The organism is Hornefia porci (genome assembly GCF_001940235.1).
In the GTDB taxonomy this organism is placed as follows: domain Bacteria; phylum Bacillota; class Clostridia; order Peptostreptococcales; family Anaerovoracaceae; genus Aminicella; species Aminicella porci.
Genome location: NZ_MJIE01000001.1, coordinates 1,300,740 through 1,318,938 on the forward strand (window position 1 = coordinate 1,300,740; position 18,199 = coordinate 1,318,938).

The window sequence follows — 18,199 nt, forward strand, 5'->3', positions numbered from 1 at the left end:
CTACTCCTCCAGAGCGGCTGTAATGCTCCCGAATGTCTCCTCCAGCGGCGCTGCGCCGTCGATTCTTGCCAGAACGCCGGCCTTTTCATAATAATCCACCAGCGGAGCCGTCTCTCTGTTGTATACATCGATGCGGTTCTTCGCGGTTTCTTCATTATCATCCGCTCTCTGGATCAGCTCGCCTCCGCATTTGTCGCAGACTCCCTCCCTGGCGGGCGGAATGTTGACAATGTGGTAGCTTGCTCCGCAGACTTTACAGACTCTGCGGCCAGTCAGTCTCTTCATCAGTTCAGCTTCACCGACCTCGAGATCGATGACCTTGTCCAGCCTGTGTCCATGGGCAGCGAGGAATTCATCCAGCTTCTCTGCCTGATAAACGGTTCTCGGGAATCCGTCCAGCAGGAAACCTTTTTCGCGGCAGTCGTCCTTCAGCAGACGATCCGTGGCGATTTCCACCACCAGATCATCCGGCACGAGTTCGCCCCTGTTCATGTATTCCTGCGCCTTTTTTCCAAGCTCCGTTCCATTCTTGATATTTTCTCTAAAAATGTCTCCGGTGGAAATATGAGGAACGTCATATTTCTCGACGATTCTGTCCGCCTGCGTTCCTTTTCCGGCTCCCGGAGGCCCTAACAAAATAGTTCTCAGCATTTTCTCTGTATCTCCCTGCCGGAGTTTCGGGAGCGGACGCTCCGCGAAACCCCACGTTCTATTTCATTTTCCGTTTTTATTTCAAAAATCCCTGGTAATTCCGCATTACCATCTGATTCTCGAGCTGCCGCATCGTATCCAGCGCGACGCCGACTGCGATCAGCAGTGACGTACCGCCGAAGCGGATATCCAGTCCGGTGTACTCCGACAGCACCGTCGGCATTGTCGCAATGACTGCCAGGAACAGCGCGCCGACGATGGAAATTCTCGACATCACCCGATTCAGATATTCCACGGTGGCCTTTCCCGGACGGATGCCCGGAATAAATCCGCCGTTCGCCTTCATATTCTGCGCCACTTCCACCGGATTAAAGGTAACCGCGGTATAGAAGTAGTTGAAGAAGATGATCAGCAGCACGTTCAGCACAGCGTATACCCAGACGCCCGGATTGCCTCCCGGCGACAGGTACTTCTCGCAGAAGCTGTAAAACGCGGTATTCGGGAAGAAGTACATAATCGTCAGCGGGAACTGAAGGATGGACAGGGCGAAGATAATCGGAATTACTCCGGCCTGGTTGACCTTCAGAGGAATGTGTGTGGACTGTCCTCCGTACATCTTCCGTCCCACGACTCTCTTGGCGTACTGCACCGGAATCCTTCTGGTGCCCTGCTGAATCTCGATAACGCCCATGATGACCAGCAGTCCGAACACGATGAACAGAAGAATCGTGATGATGGACATGGAGCCGTCGGAATATTTGTTCCAGATGCTCGCGACTCCGCTGGGAATCCTGGCGACGATACCGCCGAAGATCAGCAGCGAGATACCGTTTCCGATACCGTATTCATTGATCTGTTCGCCGAGCCACATCAGGAATGTGGTTCCTGCGGTCAGGATCAGGGTGATCACCACGAAGGTGAACCAGTTCTGATCGATGATGGTCTTCCGGAAGAGTCCGACTGTCAGACCCAGGCCCTGAACCAGCGCCAGCGCCACCGTCAGGTAGCGGGTGATCTGCGCCATCTTTTTCCGGCCTTCCATTCCCTCTTTTGCGAGACGCTCAAAGTATGGAAAAGCGATCGTCAACAGCTGTATAATGATCGATGCGGTAATGTACGGCGTGATGCTCAGAGCGAAGATAGTGAAGTTGTTGAACGATCCTCCTGAAAACAGGTTGAACAGTTCAAACAGACCCATATTGTCTCCGCTGAACATCTGCGCAAGGTACGTTCTGTTGATTCCCGGCACCGGGATATTGGACCCGATCCGGAAAACAACCAGCATCAGCAATGTGAAGATCAGCTTGCCACGAATTTCCTTGACTTTAAGGGCCTGGGAAATCGTTTTGAACATCTCCATATCAGATCACCTCTGCCTTTCCTCCCGCAGCTTCGATTTTTTCAACAGCGCTCTTGCTGAATTTATGTGCCTTGACGGTAAGGCTGTTTTTCAGCTCGCCGTCGCCAAGGATCTTGATTCCGTCCTTTACCTGCTTCACCATTCCCAGCTCAGCAAGCAGTTCCGGCGTTACTTCTGTGCCGGCTTCAAACCGCGCGAGGTCACTGACGTTCAGCACGGTATATTCCGTTCCGAAAATGTTCGTGAAGCCTCTCTTTGGCAGACGTCTGTAAAGAGGCATCTGTCCGCCTTCAAATCCGAGTCTGACTCCGCCGCCGCTTCTGGATTTCTGACCGTTCATTCCTCTGCCGCCGGTCTTTCCCTGTCCGGTGGCAGTTCCGCGGCCTCTTCTCTTACGGTTTTTCCCCGATCCGGCAGGCGCATTCAGTTCATGAAGTTTCATATTCTCGCACCTCCAATCTATACTTCTTCTACAGTTACAAGATGCGAAACTTTCCTGACCGCACCGCGCGTCGCCGGTGTGTCCTCAAGCTCAACGGAATGATGCATCTTTCTGAGTCCTAACGCTTCGACTACTTTCTTCTGCCTGGGGGAAGCGCCAATTGTGCTCTTTGTTAAAGTGATTTTCAACTTACCAGCCATTCTGCGTCTCCTCCTATCTTAAAATTTCCTCCGGCGACTTGCCTCTCAGCTTCGCCACCTTCTCGACTGTCATCATGTTCTTCAGACCCTCCAGGGTTGCATACGCGATGTTTCCCGCGTTGTCGGATCCGACGGACTTCGCTCTGACGTCCTTGATTCCGGCCGCCTCCAGAACGGTACGGGCAGAAGAACCGGCAATTACTCCGGTACCCTGTGCAGCAGGCATCAGGATGACTCTTCCCGCGCCGAAAATGCCGACGTTCCTGTGTGGAATCGTGGTTCCGACAGTCGGAACATAAATCAGATTTTTCTTTGCATCTTCCGTCGCTTTTCTGACCGCCTCAGGAATTTCCTGTGCCTTTCCGAGACCAACGCCGACATAGCCGTTCTTGTCGCCGACAACCACGGTAACGGAGAATCTCATGTTCTTTCCGCCCTTGACCGTCTTGGCGACGCGTCTGATGTTTACGATGGTTTCGTTCAGATCCAGCTTGGAAGCATCAATAATATTACGCATTATTTTCCTCCTGTTAGAATTTCAATCCGCCCTCGCGAGCACCCTCAGCCAGTTCCTTCACTCTTCCGTGATACAGGAAACCGCCTCTGTCAAAGGCAACCTCTTCGATTCCCTTGGCAAGCGCTCTCTTTGCAATAGCTTCTCCAACTTTTCTGGCTGCTTCCCTGTTTCCGCCGTGGCCGATTTCGGCCTTCAGCTCCTTGTCCACAGTTGACGCCGCTGCCAGAGTCTTATGATTTTCATCGTCGATGATCTGGCAGGAGATGTTCTTGTTGGATCTGAATACACAAAGTCTTGGCTTTTCAGGAGTTCCGATTAAGTTTTTTCTGACTCTGGCATGTCTTTTCAGACGCCTGTCATTTCTGCTTTCTTTTGCCATCTTGCTTCACTCCTTTCTATGCCTTAGCTCCGGTCTTGCCTTCTTTTCTGCGTACACGCTCGCCCTCATAGCGAATGCCCTTGCCCTTGTACGGCTCCGGCTTTCTCCAGGAGCGGATGTTCGCCGCGTAGTTGCCTACCAGGGCCTTATCGATGCCCTTGACGACGACCGTGTTTGCATCCGGCGTTTCTGTTGTGATGCCCTCCGGATCCTCCATCTCTACCGGATGCGAGAATCCCAGATTCATGACAAGCTTATTTCCTTTTTTCTCTGCTCTGTATCCGACGCCGATAATCTGCAGCTTCTTCTCGTAACCGCTCGTAACGCCGGTGACCATATTCTGGATCAGAGCTCTGCTCAGACCGTGCTGAGCTCTGTCGTTTCTGTTGTCCGTCGGTCTGGAAAGTCTGATTTCACCTTCGCCGACCTCGACCTTGATTCTTTCGTTTACCTGCTGCTCCAGCTCTCCCTTGGGGCCCTTCACGGTAACGACATTTTTGTCATCTACCCTGACCTCTACTCCGGCAGGAAGCGTTACAGGTTTTCTGCCTATTCTTGACATATTCGCTACCTCCTACCAAACATAACAGATTACTTCGCCGCCGACGCCCAGTTCTCTGGCTTTCTTGTCGCTGATAATTCCACTGGATGTGGAGATAACCGCGATACCGAGTCCGCCCAGAACTCTCGGAACGTCGTTTGCCTTCGCGTAGACCTTGAGGCCCGGCTTGGAAATCTTCTTGATTCCACTGATTACTCTTTCTTTATTGGCGCCATACTTCAGTGTGACCTTGATGGTGCCCTGAACGCCGTCGTCGATCACCTCGAAGTTCTCGATGTAGCCCTCGTCCAGAAGAATCTGCGCGATCGCCTTCTTCATCTTGGACGCCGGGATTTCAACGGACTCATGACCAACGGAGTTTGCGTTTCTGATTCTTGTAAGCATATCCGCAATCGGATCTGTCATTGTCATTGTATTGTACTCCCTTCTTGTGTGGTTCGAGTTTCCCCGCCTTCACAAAAAACGTGATAACTGTTCCGGTTTACCAGGACGCTTTCTTGACGCCCGGGATCTCACCCTTATATGCCAGCTCTCTGAAGCAGATACGGCAGATTCCATACTTCTTCAGAACGGAATGTGGTCTTCCGCAGATGCTGCATCTCGTATAGGCGCGAGTCGCATATTTGGGTTTTCTCTGCTGTTTAACTTTAAGAGATGTCTTCGCCATTTCTACCTCCTACTGCTGCTTCTCGAACGGCATGCCCAGAAGCTCAAGCAGCGCCTGCGCCTCTTCGTCTGTTTTCGCCGTTGTCGTGAATACGATATTCATTCCCTTGATCGTATCTACGTCGTCGTAGTTGATTTCCGGGAAGATCAGCTGTTCCTTCAGGCCCATGGAGTAGTTGCCTCTCCCGTCGAAGGAATTTCTGCTGACGCCCTTGAAGTCTCTTACACGGGGAAGAGAAATATTGAAGAGCTTGTCGACAAAGACATACATGTTGTCGCCGCGAAGCGTCACCTTGGCGCCTACCGGCATTCCCTGTCTCACCTTGAAGTTAGCGATTGATTTCTTGGCCTTGGTAACAACCGGTCTCTGTCCGGAAATCAGTCCGATTTCCTCTACCGCGGATTCCAGAACCTTGGCGTTTTCCTTCGCTTCACCCAGTCCCATGTTGATGGTGACCTTGGTCAGTCTGGGAACTTCCATAACGTTCTTGTACTGGAATCTGTCCTTCAGTGCGTTGAACACTTCTTTATCGTAGGTTTCTTTCAGTCTCGCTGCCAAAATATTCTCCTCCTTTCTCAGTCAATTACATTTCCGGTTTTTCTGTTGACTCTTACCTTCTTTCCGTCCTTGAAGGAATAGCCGATCTTAACCGCTTCTTTGGATTTGTCGTCATAGAACATCACGTTGGACACGTCGATAGGGCCTTCCACATGCTTGATTTCGGCTCTTTCCTTCTGCGTCTGCTTCTGATGCTTCGTCTGAATGTTGACGCCCTCCACGACGACTCTGTTCTCCTTCGGCATGGCCTTCAGGACCTTGCCGGTCTTTCCTTTGTCTTTCCCGGTAATAACGATTACCATATCATCTTTTTTAATACGCATTCGTTACACCTCCTACAGTACTTCCGGAGCCAGGGACACGATCTTCATGAATCCTCTGTCTCTGAGCTCTCTGGCCACAGGTCCGAAAATACGTGTTCCTACCGGAGTCTTATCTTCTTTGTCTTTAATGATTACCGCTGCATTCTGGTCGAACTTGACGTAGCTTCCATCTGCTCTTCTGGCGCCCTTCTTTGTTCTGACGACTACAGCCTTGACCACGTCGCCCTTCTTGACGACGCCGCCCGGGGTCGCATCCTTAACGGCGCAGACGATGACGTCTCCGATGTTCGCATACTGACGGCCTGTGCCTCCCAGAATGCGGATGCAGAGCAGCTCCTTCGCGCCTGAATTATCGGCAACCCTTAATCTTGTTTCTGTCTGAATCATGATCCGGCGCCTCCTTATTTCGCTTTCTCAACGATACCGACAAGTCTCCATCTCTTGTCCTTGGACAGAGGTCTTGTCTCCATTATTCTAACTTTGTCACCAATGTTGCATTCATTGTTCTCATCGTGAGCCTTGACCTTCTTGGTCCTCTTTACAGCCTTTCCATAAAGAGAATGTCTTACGAAATCTTCAATAGCAACCGTAACGGTCTTGTCCATCTTGTCGCTGACAACGATGCCGACTTTGGTTTTTCTTCTGTTTCTCGCGTCTGCCATTTCACATCCTCCTTTCGATTAAGCCTGAACCTCATCCAGCTCTTTTTCTCTGATGATCGTTTTCACTCTGGCGATGTTTCTCTTGACCTCCCGCATCTTTACGGGGTTCTCAAGCTGTCCGGTAACATGCTGGAACCTGAGATTGAACAGTTCCTTTTTCATCTTGTCCAGTTCAGCGTTGAGTTCAACATCTGTCATTTCTCTCATCTTATTCAAATCCATTACGCTTCACCTTCCTTTGCCTGTTCCCTGACGACAAATTCGGATTTGACAGGCAGCTTGTGGCTGGCCAGCCTCATCGCTTCTCTTGCCGTTTCCTCCGAAACGCCGGCGATCTCGAACATGACTCTGCCCGGTTTCACGACTGCCACCCAGTATTCAGGAGCACCTTTTCCGGAACCCATACGTACTTCGGCAGGTTTTTTCGTGACCGACTTGTGTGGGAAAATCTTAATGTATACCTTACCGCCTCTCTTGGTGTATCTGGTCATCGCGATTCTGGCCGCCTCGATCTGGTTCGAGGTGATCCAGCCGCACTCTGTGGCGGCAAGTCCGAAGTCACCATAGGTCACTGTGTTTCCTTTGGTGGCAACGCCTTTCATTCTGCCTCTATGAACTCTTCTATGTTTCACGCGCTTTGGCATCAACATGGTTCAGTTCCTCCTTTCACTCATGCTTATTCCTGTGGTTCTGCTGCAGGCGCCTGTGTTTCAGTCGCTTCAACCTGCGGTGCTGCCTTCGGCTCTTCCTTCGGTGCTTTTCTCACTCTCGGATTGACCGCCTTGGGCATTTCGCGGCGACCGCCTCTGTCGTTTCTTCTGTCGTTCCGTCTTCTTCTGTCGCCGTCTCTTCTCGGTCTTCTGTCTCTCTTGTCACGCTTTTCCTCGCGGACAGGGCTCTGCAGGCCTTTGTCGAGGATCTCGCCGTGATTGATCCATACCTTGACGCCGATTTTGCCGTAGGTCGTTACCGCTTCAGCGAAACCGTAATCGATATCCGCTCTCAGTGTGTGAAGGGGAACGTTTCCTTCACTGTATTTTTCGCTTCTCGCGATTTCAGCGCCGTTCAGTCTTCCGGAGCAGAGAACCTTGACTCCCTTCGCACCGGCCTTCATCGTTCTACCGATCGCCTGCTTCATCGCTCTTCTGAAGGAGACTCTGTGCTCCAGAGCGTCAGCGATGCTCTCTGCAGTAAGCTGAGCGTCCAGTTCGCTTCTTCTGACCTCTTCGATGGAGATCGTGATATTCTTGTCTGTCAGTTTCTCAAGATTTTTCTTCAGCTCATCGATTCCCGCGCCGGAACGTCCGATGACCATACCCGGTCTGGCTGTCAGAACAGTAATCTTCATTTTGTTCTCGGCAGCTCTCTCGATCAGGATCCTCGCGACTCCTGCTCCGTACAGCGACTTCTTGATGAACTTTCTGATCTTATTATCTTCAGCGAGAAATTCCGCGAAGTTGTCCTTGCCGGCGTACCATTTAGAATCCCAGTCCTTGATTACGCCTACTCTTAACCCGTGCGGGCTTACCTTCTGACCCATTCAACGAACCTCCTTAGTCTTCTTTCTCTTTAAGAGTTACGCCAACATGGCTGGATCTCTTAAGAATCATCGATGCTCTACCCTGGGCTCCCGCTCTCCATCTCTTCATGGTCGGTCCCTGGTTCGCATATACCTCAGCAACGTATAAATTTTCCGGGTTCAGGTCAAAATTGTTTTCCGCGTTCGCAGCGGCTGACATGACAACTTTTTCGACGATTTCCGAACCTTTTCCAGGTGTGAACTTCAAGATGTTCAGTGCCTCGTTCAAGTCCTTGCCTCTCACCAGGTCGGCAATTGGCTTCAGTTTGGAAGGAGACATTCTGACATATTTTGCAACTGCTTTTGCTTCCATTTCCTATCTCCCTTTCTTATCCTTTTACCTTCTTGTCAGCGGCATGTCCTCTGTACGTTCTCGTCGGAGCAAACTCTCCGAGCTTATGGCCTACCATGTCCTCCGTGATGTAGACAGGAACATGCTTTCTTCCATCGTGAACGGCGATCGTATGTCCCACGAACTGCGGGAAAATGGTGGACGATCTCGACCATGTCATAACGACCTTTTTCTCGTTCGCCGCATTCATCTCTTCGATCTTCTTCAGCAGCTTAGGTTCTACGAAAGGGCCTTTTTTAACCGATCTACTCATTTATTTGCTCCTTCCTTACTTGTCATTTCTTCTCTTTACAATGTATTTATCCGAAGCCTTGTTCTTCTTTCTGGTCTTATAACCCAGAGCAGGCTTGCCCCACGGGGTAACCGGGCTCTTGCGTCCGACAGGCGCTCTGCCCTCGCCGCCTCCGTGCGGATGGTCGTTCGGGTTCATGACGGAACCTCTGACGGTCGGTCTCCATCCCATGTGGCGTTTTCTTCCGGCTTTACCGATCTGGATGTTGGAGTGCTCGGAATTACCGACTTCGCCGATGGTCGCTCTGCAGACCATCAGGATCTTTCTGACCTCTCCGGAAGGAAGTCTGACCTGTGCGTATTTGTCTTCTTTCGCCATCAGCTGCGCACCGTTTCCGGCGGAGCGAACCAGCTGAGCGCCTTTTCCCGGCTTCATCTCGATGTTGTGGATGATCGTACCGACCGGGATGTTTGCGATAGGCAGAGCGTTTCCGACCTGGATGTCCACATCCGGACCGGACTCGATGACCGCGCCGACCTGAAGACCTTCAGGTGCGATAATGTATCTCTTTTCACCGTCCTTGTATACGATCAGCGCGATGTTGGCGCTTCTGTTCGGATCGTACTCAATGCTTCTGACGATGCCCGGGATTCCGTCCTTGTTTCTCTTGAAATCGATGATTCTGTATTTTCTTCTGGCGCCGCCGCCTCTGTGTCTGACGGTGATCTTTCCTCTCGAATTTCTTCCCGCGTTCTTCTTCAGAGCTGTCGTAAGCGACTTCTCAGGAGTACTGGTTGTGATCTCCTCGAAAGTCGAAACCGTCATGCCCCTCAGACCAGGAGAAGTCGGATTATATTTTCTGATTCCCATTTGTGACAACCTCCTATATTACAGACTCGAGAAGAACTCGATTTCCTTGCTGCCTTCAGTCAGCGTAACGATCGCCTTCTTATACGCAGAGGTTGTTCCGACGTTTCTTCCCATTCTCTTTTTCTTTCCATTGACGTTCATGATGTTGACTTTTGCCACTTCGACATCAAAGATTTCTTCGACAGCGTTTCTGATCTCTGTCTTGTTTGCATCGACTGCAACCCTGAACGTGTACTTTTTCTCAGCGGCCTGGTCCATACTTCTTTCACTGATGACCGGCTTGATGATTACGTCGTAAGCGGATCTCATTATAAGTACACCTCCTGGATCTTTTCTACGGCTTCCTTCGTTACGATGAAGCTCGTGTGATTGATGATATCATATACATTCATGGTGCCGACCAGAGCGGTTCTCACGCCCGGAATGTTCGCGGCGGATCTGACGACGTTGTCGTCCTTCGCGGCGGTGACGATCAGCGCCTTCTTCTCCGCGCCGATATTCGCCAGTGTCTTCACCATTTCCTTTGTCTTGGGAGCGTCCATCTTCAGTTCGTCGAGAACGATGATCTCCCCATCCTGCACCTTGGCGGACAGCACTGACTTCAGCGCCAGTCTCTTCACCTTCTTGGGAACTGCGTAGTTATAGCTCCTTGGCTTAGGTGCAAATACGACGCCGCCTCCGATCTGCGAAGGATCGGTGCTGCTTCCCTGTCTGTGACGGCCGGTTCCCTTCTGTCTGAACGGTTTTCTGCCGCCTCCTCTGACTTCGCCTCTTGTTTTGGCTGACTGAGTACCCTGTCTCTGGTTCGCCAGATAGTTCTTCACCACGGCGTGAACCGCGTTTGCGTTGGGCTCAATTCCAAATATCTCATCCTTAAGCTCAATGGTTCCGGCTTCTTTGCCTTCCATGTTGAGCATTGTTACTTTAGCCATTATGCGCTTCCTCCTTTCCTCAGTCTGACTTATTTGCCCTGACCCTTGACAGCGTATCTGACCTTCACCAGGCTTCCTCTTCCGCCCGGAACCGCTCCTTTTACGAGCATCAGATTTCTGTCCGTGTCGATCTTTACCAGTTCTACGTTCTGCACGGTGACGGTGTCGCGTCCCATGCGGCCCGGACCCGCGTTACCCGGGAAGACTCTGGACGGATAGGTCGCGCCTGCAAGCGCGCCGGCCAGTCTTTTGTGCTTGGAGCCGTGAGTCATCGGTCCTCTGTGGTGTCCGTGTCTCTTGATATTTCCCTGGGTTCCTTTTCCCTTGGAAACGCCGGTGATGTCCAGCTTCTTGCCTTCCTCGAAATCCGCGACGGTGATTTCCTGTCCCAGTTCATAGGCCTCGCCTTCATCGTTTCTGAACTCCGCCAGGTACTTCTTGGGAGCCACGCCGCTCTTCTCGAAGTGTCCGGTCATCGGTCTGTTCACTCTCTGCGGTTTCTGATCCTCGAATCCGATCTGGACCGCGTCATATCCGTCGGTCTCCGCTGTTTTGATCTGTGTGACCACAGCCGGTCCGGCCTGGATCACAGTTACAGGAATAACCTCTCCTGATTCTGCGAAAATCTGCGTCATGCCGACTTTCTTACCTAAGATTGCTTTCATTATTGTTTTTCCTCCGTTCTTACATTGGTCCGCTTTCGCGTACATCTAAGGGAGAGTCCCTTACAGTTTAATCTCAATGTCAACGCCTGCCGGCAGGTCCAACTTCGTGAGCGCGTCGGTTGTCTGCAGTGTCGCATTGGTGATATCGATAAGTCTCTTGTGGGTTCTCTGCTCGAACTGCTCTCTGCTGTCCTTGTACTTGTGAACCGCACGAAGGATCGTTACGACCTCCTTCTCGGTGGGAAGAGGAATCGGTCCGGAAACATCCGCGCCGGTCTTCTTCGCCGTCTCTACGATCTTCGCGGCAGACTGGTCCAGCAGCGCGTGATCATAAGCCTTGAGTTTGATTCTGATTTTCTGTAATTCACTCATCATTTGCCTCCTGTTACTGTTTTGTACTGTTTTCGCTATTCTCGTACAAGGGGCTCTTTTCCCCGATTTTCAACGTGCGCTTCGATTTTGCCTGCTTCGCACACGCGTCCGTGCGTTTCCTTTTTAAAACGCACAAAACAAAATCCGGCGAGCTCCTTCGCCCCCGTCCGGCGGGAACAATTCTCCACGGAAATTACCTGATAGCTCAGCAACTTCCCGCTTCATCGCCTAATGCAAGCCTTTTAAGTATAAATGAATTCAATTGGAAATGCAAGACTTTTTTAGAAAAAACAAAGGCTTTTTCAAGCCCTTTTCAAAACAGAAATCCAGTAATATCAATCGGTTTTCCCTAGCAGTCTATAACACGCATCCGCGCGTACACTTCTGCGGCGGCTTACGAGTCTGCGGCGGCTTACGAGCGGTCGACAGTTCACGAGCAGCCGTCAGTTCACGAGCAGCCGGAGCAGCCCGAGCCGCAGAGCCATGATGCAGGGCGGCGGTTCGACCCGTGCTTTACGGATATGCTTTGAGACGCGACCGACCGCGGGCCGAACCCGCTGTCTCCGAGTCCCTCTGAATGCCGAGTCTGCTCAGCGCCGCTTCATCGCCTGCTCCATTTTCCGCTGAGCGTCTTTCTTCGCCAGTGTTTCCCGTTTATCATAGTTTTTCTTTCCCCGGGCCACAGCAAGCTCCACCTTTGCCCGTCCCTCTTCATTAATATACATCTGCAGCGGCACCAGGGTCAGTCCCTGCTGCGTGGTCAGCCCCAGCAGCTTTCCGATCTCTTTTTTGTGCAGGAGAAGCTTCCGCGGGCGGAGAGGGTCCGCGTTAAAGCGGTTTCCCTGCTCGTAGGGACTGATGTTCATCCCCAGAAGAATGACCTCGCCGTTCTGGATCTTCGCATAGCTTTCCTTGATGCTGACCTTGCCGGCGCGGACCGATTTGATTTCCGTGCCCGTCAGTACAATTCCCGCTTCATATGTATCTTCAATAAAATAATCATGCCGGGCCTTTTTGTTGTTAGCCACGACCTTCCTCTGTCTTTTTCCCATTATTCCTTTCCTCTGATTACTCCTGCCCGGCTGAACGGAAAGAGGCGCAGCCTCCGCCTTCACTGCTTATACGGATTCGCGATCCTTCCCATCCTGTTGAAGGGATATAACCGGAAGACCACCTTGCCGAACACTCTTCCGGTGCTGACCATCCCGACCTGATCGGATCGGCTGTCGATGCTGACGTCGCGGTTGTCTCCCATGCAGAACAGACTTCCGTCCGGCACCGTCTCGTCCAGATCGCCGACCGTCTCGCCGCTCATCGTGTAGCTCTGATCGTCCTTTTTCCCGTTGACATAGACCTCGCCGTTGTGGATGGAGATTTTGTCGCCGGCCACGCCGATGACCCGTTTGATCAGCAGCTTTTTCTTTCCGGAATCCGTCTCGAGATCGGAGCGGAAGACGATGACGTCGCCCCGCTGAACTTTATGATCTCCCTTGTACGCCAGCCGGTAGACGAACAGATAATCGTTCTGATAGAAGTTCGGTTCCATGGATCTCTCCTTGACGATGGTTGGCTTCACAACCTGAACGATTACCGCTGCGATAATCACCGCGATTACGATATCCTTAATCCATTCCAGCGCCAGTGATTTTTCCCTGATTTCCTTTTTCTTTGCCACTTTCTGTATTTCCTCTCGTTTTCTCTTTGTTTCCGCTTATTTCAATATTTCCTTCTCGATGCTCCGGAACCGCGCCGGCGGTTCTCCCCGGATTTCCATTCCGTCCAGATACTCATACCCCTCTCCGCAGTGATCGAAAACCAGCCTCCACGCGTGGAGCAGCTGGGTCGTCTGACCGAATCGTTCCCGAATGACTCTGTTCACGCCGGGATCTCCGTATTTGGCGTCTCCGATGACCGGATATCCCGCAGCCGCCAGCTGTGCGCGAATCTGATGTGTCCTTCCCGTGAGGATCTCCACCTCCGCCAGCGTAAAGCCTCCGCCCCGGCGCAGCGGAACGGCGACGGTTTCCATCGTTTTTCCGCCCGGCAGTTCCTCTCCGACCCGGACCATATTTTTGTCTTCCCGTTTCACCATCTCACCCCGCAGACGGAGGCTCTCTCTCAGATCGCCGCAGACGATGGTCAGATAGAATTTCCGGATGCTTCCGCGCTCACGGATCAGTTCATTGAAATGCTGCAGCGCACGATAATTCCTGCCGAAGATCACCAGCCCCGAGGTATTGCGGTCCAGCCGGTTCACAGGCGCGGGAACAAAGGTTTTCTCCCGGGACGGATCGTAGCCTCCCGTCGCCGTCAGATAGGAAATCACCTGATTGGTCAGGTGATTCTTTTTTTCCTTCCCGTCTCCGTGGGTCAGCAGCCCCGCCGGCTTCTCCACCACCAGAATATTTTCATCCTCATAGGCGATGCGGAACTGCCTCCGGACGTTTTCCGTTTTTTTGCCGCGATGAAACAAAGCCAGATCCGCATCCCCGATATACAGGCTCACCACGTCTCCGCTCCGGAGGATCCGGTCCCGTCCCGCTCTGCGGCCGTTGACCTTCACGTCTTTCCGGATTGCCTTGTAGATGAAACCGAGGGGCGCGCCGTTCAGATACTTCCGCAGGAATCTGTCCAGCCGCTGGTTCTGTTCATTCTCACCGATGTCGATATTTTTCATGTCTTATATTATACAACAGCGCTCTGCGTAAATCAAAATTAATTGTCCTTTCGGCGGAAGTATGTTATGATGTTCTTGTAGAAACCGGTGCCGAAGCCGCAAACCGCTCCGGCACAAAACCAGATAAAGGGGGTCTGTTAATGAGTAAATCCAGATCGTTTCGTGACTATCACTACGATCACAGCGATATCCTGCTTGCCGTTGTCATCCTGATCATCGCCGCCGCGCTGATTGTGTGGCGGATCAACATCATCATGGCTTATCCGTCGACGCTGGGACAGAAGGCAGGCACTACCGTGACCACGGAGCAGAACGCCACGACGTCAGACAATACCGCTGCCAAGGAGAGCACCAGGAGTTCCGGGACCAACAAGGCAACCTGGACCGACGACAAGCTCGCCGAGGAGTTCACACTCACCGTGGAGGGCTCCAGCGCAGACAAGAAGATCCAGTGCCTGATCGACGCGGGTCTGTTCACCAGCTCTGTCGATTTCAAATCGGTGTGCAAGAGCTACGGCCTGAATGCGGCGTCCATCAAAGCCGGAACCTATACGTTCAGCCAGGGTATGACAAAGGAAGATATAGCGAAAGATGTTATTAAATAATACTCGGGAGGTATTAAAATGGCATTAGTTACAACAACAGAGATGTTCAGAAAGGCACTGAACAGCGATTATGCGGTCGGCGCATTCAATGTGAACAACATGGAGATCATCCAGGGAATTGTTGACGCGGCTCAGCAGGAGAACGCTCCGCTGATTCTGCAGGTGTCTGCCGGCGCGAGAAAATACGCGAAACCGGTCTATCTGGTCAAGCTTGTTGAAGCTGCCATCGAAGACACCGGCGTGGATGTGGCTCTGCATCTGGACCACGGCGCCGATTTCGACATCTGCAAAAGCTGTGTTGACGGCGGATTCACCTCCGTTATGTACGACGGCTCCAAGCACCCGTTTGAGGAAAACATCCGAATCACCCGTCAGGTCGTGGAATACGCCCACGCCCACGGCGTCGTTGTGGAAGCCGAACTCGGAAAGCTTGCCGGAGTAGAGGACGCTGTCCATGTAAACGAGAGGGAGGCGACCTTCACTGTACCTGAGGAGGCAGCCGAATTCGTCGAGAAGACCGGCGTTGATTCTCTGGCGGTCGCCATCGGAACAAGTCACGGTGCGTATAAATTCAAAGGAACTCCGTATCTCGATTTTGAGAGACTGAAGAAGATCCATGCGCTGATTCCGGACACTCCGCTTGTTCTCCACGGTTCGTCCTCCGTTCCGCAGGAGTTCGTCGAGCTCTGCAACAAATACGGCGGAGAGGTTCCGGGTGCCCAGGGCGTTCCGGAGGATATGATTACTGAAGCTGTAAAGCACGGCGTCTGCAAGGTCAACATCGATACCGACCTGCGTCTGGCCATGACTGCGGAAATCCGGAGAGTCTTCCACGAGAATCCGGCGGAATTCGACCCGCGCAAATACCTCGGCCCGGGCAGAGACGCCATCCAGAAGATGGTAGCCCACAAGATGAGAGACGTGCTGAAGTGCTCCAACCAGCGCTAAAAGCCGTCGACGGCACCAGCGTTCCGAAAGCTTCAGAAGCTGTACCGGAACAGGCGTCACAAATAATTCATGTCACAGAAAGAGGACCGGCGACCCGGTCCTCTTTTCATGCATTCCGACGCTTCCGCGCCGCGTTTCTATCTGTTTTCTATTCCGGCAATCGCTCTGGCAAGGTCTTTCTTTCCCTGAATATTCCCCTGCCGGGAAATCATGATGCGCTGCGCCTGAGGCGATCCCGCACCGTGCATGGATTCTGTGCGGTACCCCACCGCGGCGGTTCCCAGACACAGGTTCTCCAGCAGCCGGAGCACCTTCTGACGGTCCTCAACATCCATATCTTCCCGGGTCGCAAAGTACTTCCGGCAGATCTCACCGACGGATTCTCCTCCTCTTCCCGCCGGCAGCTCCGATTCAAAGTCCTTCTGGGACGGCATCGTCACCATCAGCCCGCCGGCGATATCCTCCGCCAGCCGGACGATTTCATACGGGAAGCGTGTCACATTCTGCTTGCAGACATTCGCCAGCAGCAGATCGATCTGATAGTTCCCCGCTTTGGTGGGATGCCCTTCGGCCGAACAGGCGATGCCGCAGCAGAACAGCGTCTCATTCAGATGCGTCATCTCGATAAGCTTGTCCTTGATGTGAGAAGCCTTTTCCGCTCCGTTGTATTCCGCCGCCAGCGCCGCCGCGCCGATGACAACGTCTCCGACGCCCACCTTGCAGCCGCCGTAGCTCTGCCGGTGGTATCCGGCAAACCGCTCCACCATCATGCCCGCGAATTCATATTCCCCGGCCATGAACACATACTCATTGGGAATGAACACATCGTCGAAGACCACCAGCGCCTCCTGTCCGCCGAACCGGCTGTTCCCCACATCGACGGAGCAGGGATCCTCCAGCTTCCGGGTGTCGCAGGACTGGCGGCCGTATACCATAAACAGCCCCTCCGCATCACTGGGGCAGGCGAAGGATACCGCGTAATCCGCGTCCGCCTCCCGCATGGCGATGGTGGGCATGATCAGGTGCCAGTGGGAATTGACCGCTCCGGTCTGATGCGCTTTGGCTCCGCGCACCACGATCCCGTCCGGCAGGCGCTCCACGATCCGCAGAAACAGATCTTTGTCCGGCTGCGCGTGGGGCGCTTTACCCCGGTCTCCCTTGGGGTCCGTCATCGCGCCGTCCACCACCAGGTCCTCGTCCTGGATCATCTCCAGGAACTTCACAAAGTTCTCGTGATACTTTGTGCCCTTCGCCTCGTCCAGCTCATAGGTCGTGGAGAACACCGCGTTGAACGCGTCCATCCCCACACAGCGCTGAAAGCACGCGCCCGTCTTTTGTCCCAGAAGCCTCTGCATCTTCACCTTGCGAACAAGATCGTCCGTGCTCTGGTGCAGATGGGTGAACCGGTTGATCGTCTTGCCGGTCAGGGAGGATTTCGCGGTCATCAGGTCCGCGTACTCCGGGTCCTGCGCCAGATCGTAGGTCATCGCCACGCTGTTGATGGACGGGCGGATGATCGGATGATCCACCCAGTTCTCCACCTGCTCGCCGAACATGTAGACTCTGGTCTTCAGTCTGCGCAGACTTTCTATATATTCTTCTCCTGTCATTAAAGCCATCTCTCTCCTCCTGGAAAAACACCCCGCACCCGCAAGTCACTTCGCCCGGGGCCTTCCCTCCACTCCGGTGCCGGGATTCTCTCTTTCGCTGTAGAAAAGCAGGGCCTGAACTCGTCAGACCCCGCGGAATTTTTAATATACGCCGTACTTGTAAACTCTGTCCGGTACGTCCTTGTTAATCTTATCTTCATCAATGAACGCCACCGCGCGAACGATGGTGCCGTCGCCCATGTACCATCTGAGAGGGAATGCGCAGAACATGAATCTCTGCCCCTTGACCTTCTCCACATCGCCGCCGATGTTCTCAATGCCCATGACATTGTTCCCCAGCAGGATGTTGTGTACCGGCTCCCACTCCGGATAATCCTCCAGAGGCTCATGGCCGAACTCTTTCTTATATTCTTCAACAATTCTCGGTACATACGGGCCGGGACCGTGCTGCGCCGCGTATGTATAGAGGATATGATCCAGCGCCTGAAGGTCAAATCCAACGCCCTTCACCTTCAGATCGAAGACCAGATGATTCGCCGCCTCGATGGAGCATCCAGGGCTGTATGCGAAATAATCGTCGTTCTCTCCCCAGCGCTTGTTCATGCCGGTGCAGATGATGACCCAGTCACCCTCCTGAATGCCGCCTTCCACCTTCTTCGCAGCCTCGTCGATTTCCTCCGCAGTAATCAGTTCCCAGTGCTTCTTCGGGATGTCCAGACATACCGCCGGTCCGTAGTAATTCTCCAGCGGAAGCTCGTGAGTGTAGGCGCCCTCCGGAATCACGTGAGACGGGGAATCCGCGTGAGTCGAGTTATGCATATGGAAATCATTGAAGGTCTGCAGCAGTCTGTAGTGCATCGGCATATGCTGCACTCTGTCGATATGGAAATCGCCGTTGGACGGCCAGAGCGGATTTCCTCTGCCGAACGGATGTGATAAGTCGACTAATACTTGTTTACCCATTTTTCTTCTCCTTTTATTTTCGCATATTGAATCACAACTGTAATACGTATCTGCTTATATTAATTAGCAAAGG

General features: G+C 52.8%; 30 protein-coding genes. 2 read left to right on the top strand and 28 right to left on the bottom strand.

From position 1 onward, the window contains the following. The 26 genes from BHK98_RS06205 to BHK98_RS06330 form a co-directional block, all read right to left on the bottom strand. Complete coding sequence (locus BHK98_RS06205; RefSeq protein ID WP_075715018.1) at positions 1–648, bottom strand: adenylate kinase; 648 nt, start codon at positions 646–648, stop codon at positions 1–3. A gap of 79 nt (positions 649–727) precedes the next feature. Continuing rightward, entirely contained in the window at positions 728–2,005 is a 1,278-nt protein-coding gene (secY, locus tag BHK98_RS06210; protein ID WP_075715020.1) for a preprotein translocase subunit SecY, read from the bottom strand. A gap of 7 nt (positions 2,006–2,012) precedes the next feature. After that, positions 2,013–2,453 (bottom strand): 50S ribosomal protein L15, encoded by a 441-nt coding sequence (gene rplO / locus BHK98_RS06215; protein ID WP_075712676.1) that lies wholly within the window; start codon positions 2,451–2,453, stop codon positions 2,013–2,015. Positions 2,454–2,470: 17 nt separating this feature from the next. Further along, positions 2,471–2,653 (bottom strand): 50S ribosomal protein L30, encoded by a 183-nt coding sequence (rpmD, locus tag BHK98_RS06220; protein ID WP_075712677.1) that lies wholly within the window; start codon positions 2,651–2,653, stop codon positions 2,471–2,473. 13 nt (positions 2,654–2,666) lie between these two features. After that, a complete protein-coding gene (gene rpsE, locus BHK98_RS06225; RefSeq protein WP_143404547.1) occupies positions 2,667–3,170 on the bottom strand; it encodes a 30S ribosomal protein S5 in 504 nt (167 codons plus the stop codon). Positions 3,171–3,183: 13 nt separating this feature from the next. Continuing rightward, entirely contained in the window at positions 3,184–3,549 is a 366-nt protein-coding gene (gene rplR, locus BHK98_RS06230; RefSeq protein ID WP_075712679.1) for a 50S ribosomal protein L18, read from the bottom strand. A 16-nt stretch (positions 3,550–3,565) separates the two neighbouring features. Continuing rightward, entirely contained in the window at positions 3,566–4,111 is a 546-nt protein-coding gene (rplF, locus tag BHK98_RS06235; RefSeq protein WP_075712680.1) for a 50S ribosomal protein L6, read from the bottom strand. A gap of 12 nt (positions 4,112–4,123) precedes the next feature. After that, positions 4,124–4,522, bottom strand: a complete 399-nt coding sequence (rpsH, locus tag BHK98_RS06240; protein WP_075712681.1) for a 30S ribosomal protein S8 — start codon at positions 4,520–4,522, stop codon at positions 4,124–4,126. 70 nt (positions 4,523–4,592) lie between these two features. After that, positions 4,593–4,778, bottom strand: a complete 186-nt coding sequence (locus tag BHK98_RS06245) for a type Z 30S ribosomal protein S14 (protein ID WP_075712682.1) — start codon at positions 4,776–4,778, stop codon at positions 4,593–4,595. Positions 4,779–4,787: 9 nt separating this feature from the next. Then, positions 4,788–5,336, bottom strand: coding sequence for a 50S ribosomal protein L5 (gene rplE, locus BHK98_RS06250; protein ID WP_075712683.1), 549 nt, complete (start codon positions 5,334–5,336; stop codon positions 4,788–4,790). Positions 5,337–5,353: 17 nt separating this feature from the next. Then, positions 5,354–5,659 (bottom strand): 50S ribosomal protein L24, encoded by a 306-nt coding sequence (gene rplX / locus BHK98_RS06255; protein WP_075712684.1) that lies wholly within the window; start codon positions 5,657–5,659, stop codon positions 5,354–5,356. Between the two features lie 12 nt (positions 5,660–5,671). Next, complete coding sequence (rplN, locus tag BHK98_RS06260) at positions 5,672–6,046, bottom strand: 50S ribosomal protein L14 (protein WP_075712685.1); 375 nt, start codon at positions 6,044–6,046, stop codon at positions 5,672–5,674. A 14-nt stretch (positions 6,047–6,060) separates the two neighbouring features. Continuing rightward, positions 6,061–6,321 (bottom strand): 30S ribosomal protein S17, encoded by a 261-nt coding sequence (gene rpsQ / locus BHK98_RS06265; protein WP_075712686.1) that lies wholly within the window; start codon positions 6,319–6,321, stop codon positions 6,061–6,063. An 18-nt stretch (positions 6,322–6,339) separates the two neighbouring features. Next, on the bottom strand, positions 6,340–6,543 hold the full coding sequence (gene rpmC, locus BHK98_RS06270; protein ID WP_075712687.1) for a 50S ribosomal protein L29: 204 nt from the start codon (positions 6,541–6,543) through the stop codon (positions 6,340–6,342). Then, positions 6,543–6,971, bottom strand: a complete 429-nt coding sequence (gene rplP / locus BHK98_RS06275; protein WP_075712688.1) for a 50S ribosomal protein L16 — start codon at positions 6,969–6,971, stop codon at positions 6,543–6,545. The genes rpmC and rplP overlap by 1 nt, the downstream gene beginning before the upstream one ends. A 26-nt stretch (positions 6,972–6,997) precedes the next feature. Continuing rightward, positions 6,998–7,861 (bottom strand): 30S ribosomal protein S3, encoded by an 864-nt coding sequence (gene rpsC, locus BHK98_RS06280; protein WP_075712689.1) that lies wholly within the window; start codon positions 7,859–7,861, stop codon positions 6,998–7,000. A 13-nt stretch (positions 7,862–7,874) separates the two neighbouring features. Next, positions 7,875–8,213, bottom strand: coding sequence for a 50S ribosomal protein L22 (rplV, locus tag BHK98_RS06285; protein WP_075712690.1), 339 nt, complete (start codon positions 8,211–8,213; stop codon positions 7,875–7,877). 16 nt (positions 8,214–8,229) lie between these two features. Then, positions 8,230–8,505: a 30S ribosomal protein S19 gene (gene rpsS, locus BHK98_RS06290; RefSeq protein ID WP_075712691.1), complete on the bottom strand. Its 276-nt coding sequence runs from the start codon at positions 8,503–8,505 to the stop codon at positions 8,230–8,232. A gap of 15 nt (positions 8,506–8,520) precedes the next feature. Beyond that, the gene (gene rplB / locus BHK98_RS06295) at positions 8,521–9,354 is read right to left on the bottom strand and encodes a 50S ribosomal protein L2 (protein ID WP_075712692.1); all 834 of its coding nucleotides are present in this window, start codon (positions 9,352–9,354) and stop codon (positions 8,521–8,523) included. A gap of 18 nt (positions 9,355–9,372) precedes the next feature. Further along, positions 9,373–9,663 carry a 50S ribosomal protein L23 gene (gene rplW, locus BHK98_RS06300; RefSeq protein WP_075712693.1) on the bottom strand — a complete coding sequence of 97 codons (291 nt, stop codon included), beginning with the start codon at positions 9,661–9,663 and terminating at the stop codon, positions 9,373–9,375. Further along, a complete protein-coding gene (gene rplD, locus BHK98_RS06305; RefSeq protein ID WP_075712694.1) occupies positions 9,663–10,286 on the bottom strand; it encodes a 50S ribosomal protein L4 in 624 nt (207 codons plus the stop codon). The genes rplW and rplD overlap by 1 nt, the downstream gene beginning before the upstream one ends. A gap of 29 nt (positions 10,287–10,315) precedes the next feature. Continuing rightward, positions 10,316–10,951, bottom strand: a complete 636-nt coding sequence (gene rplC / locus BHK98_RS06310) for a 50S ribosomal protein L3 (protein ID WP_075712695.1) — start codon at positions 10,949–10,951, stop codon at positions 10,316–10,318. Between the two features lie 60 nt (positions 10,952–11,011). Continuing rightward, positions 11,012–11,323: a 30S ribosomal protein S10 gene (gene rpsJ / locus BHK98_RS06315; RefSeq protein ID WP_067532850.1), complete on the bottom strand. Its 312-nt coding sequence runs from the start codon at positions 11,321–11,323 to the stop codon at positions 11,012–11,014. A 590-nt stretch (positions 11,324–11,913) separates the two neighbouring features. Then, positions 11,914–12,375, bottom strand: coding sequence for an SsrA-binding protein SmpB (gene smpB, locus BHK98_RS06320; RefSeq protein ID WP_075712696.1), 462 nt, complete (start codon positions 12,373–12,375; stop codon positions 11,914–11,916). Positions 12,376–12,434: 59 nt separating this feature from the next. Next, positions 12,435–12,998, bottom strand: a complete 564-nt coding sequence (gene lepB / locus BHK98_RS06325) for a signal peptidase I (RefSeq protein ID WP_075712697.1) — start codon at positions 12,996–12,998, stop codon at positions 12,435–12,437. A 36-nt stretch (positions 12,999–13,034) separates the two neighbouring features. Beyond that, positions 13,035–14,000 (bottom strand): RluA family pseudouridine synthase, encoded by a 966-nt coding sequence (locus tag BHK98_RS06330; RefSeq protein WP_075712698.1) that lies wholly within the window; start codon positions 13,998–14,000, stop codon positions 13,035–13,037. A gap of 140 nt (positions 14,001–14,140) precedes the next feature. Here BHK98_RS06330 and BHK98_RS06335 point away from each other — a divergent pair, with 140 nt between their 5' ends. Beyond that, on the top strand, positions 14,141–14,605 hold the full coding sequence (locus tag BHK98_RS06335; protein ID WP_075712699.1) for a hypothetical protein: 465 nt from the start codon (positions 14,141–14,143) through the stop codon (positions 14,603–14,605). An 18-nt stretch (positions 14,606–14,623) separates the two neighbouring features. Beyond that, positions 14,624–15,553, top strand: a complete 930-nt coding sequence (fba, locus tag BHK98_RS06340) for a class II fructose-1,6-bisphosphate aldolase (protein ID WP_075712700.1) — start codon at positions 14,624–14,626, stop codon at positions 15,551–15,553. 137 nt (positions 15,554–15,690) lie between these two features. On the opposite strand, the gene BHK98_RS06345 is transcribed toward fba, so the two are convergent. Further along, entirely contained in the window at positions 15,691–17,172 is a 1,482-nt protein-coding gene (locus tag BHK98_RS06345) for a 4-hydroxyphenylacetate 3-hydroxylase family protein (protein ID WP_075712701.1), read from the bottom strand. 132 nt (positions 17,173–17,304) lie between these two features. Then, complete coding sequence (locus BHK98_RS06350; RefSeq protein WP_075712702.1) at positions 17,305–18,126, bottom strand: cyclase family protein; 822 nt, start codon at positions 18,124–18,126, stop codon at positions 17,305–17,307. Positions 18,127–18,199 lie beyond the last annotated feature (73 nt).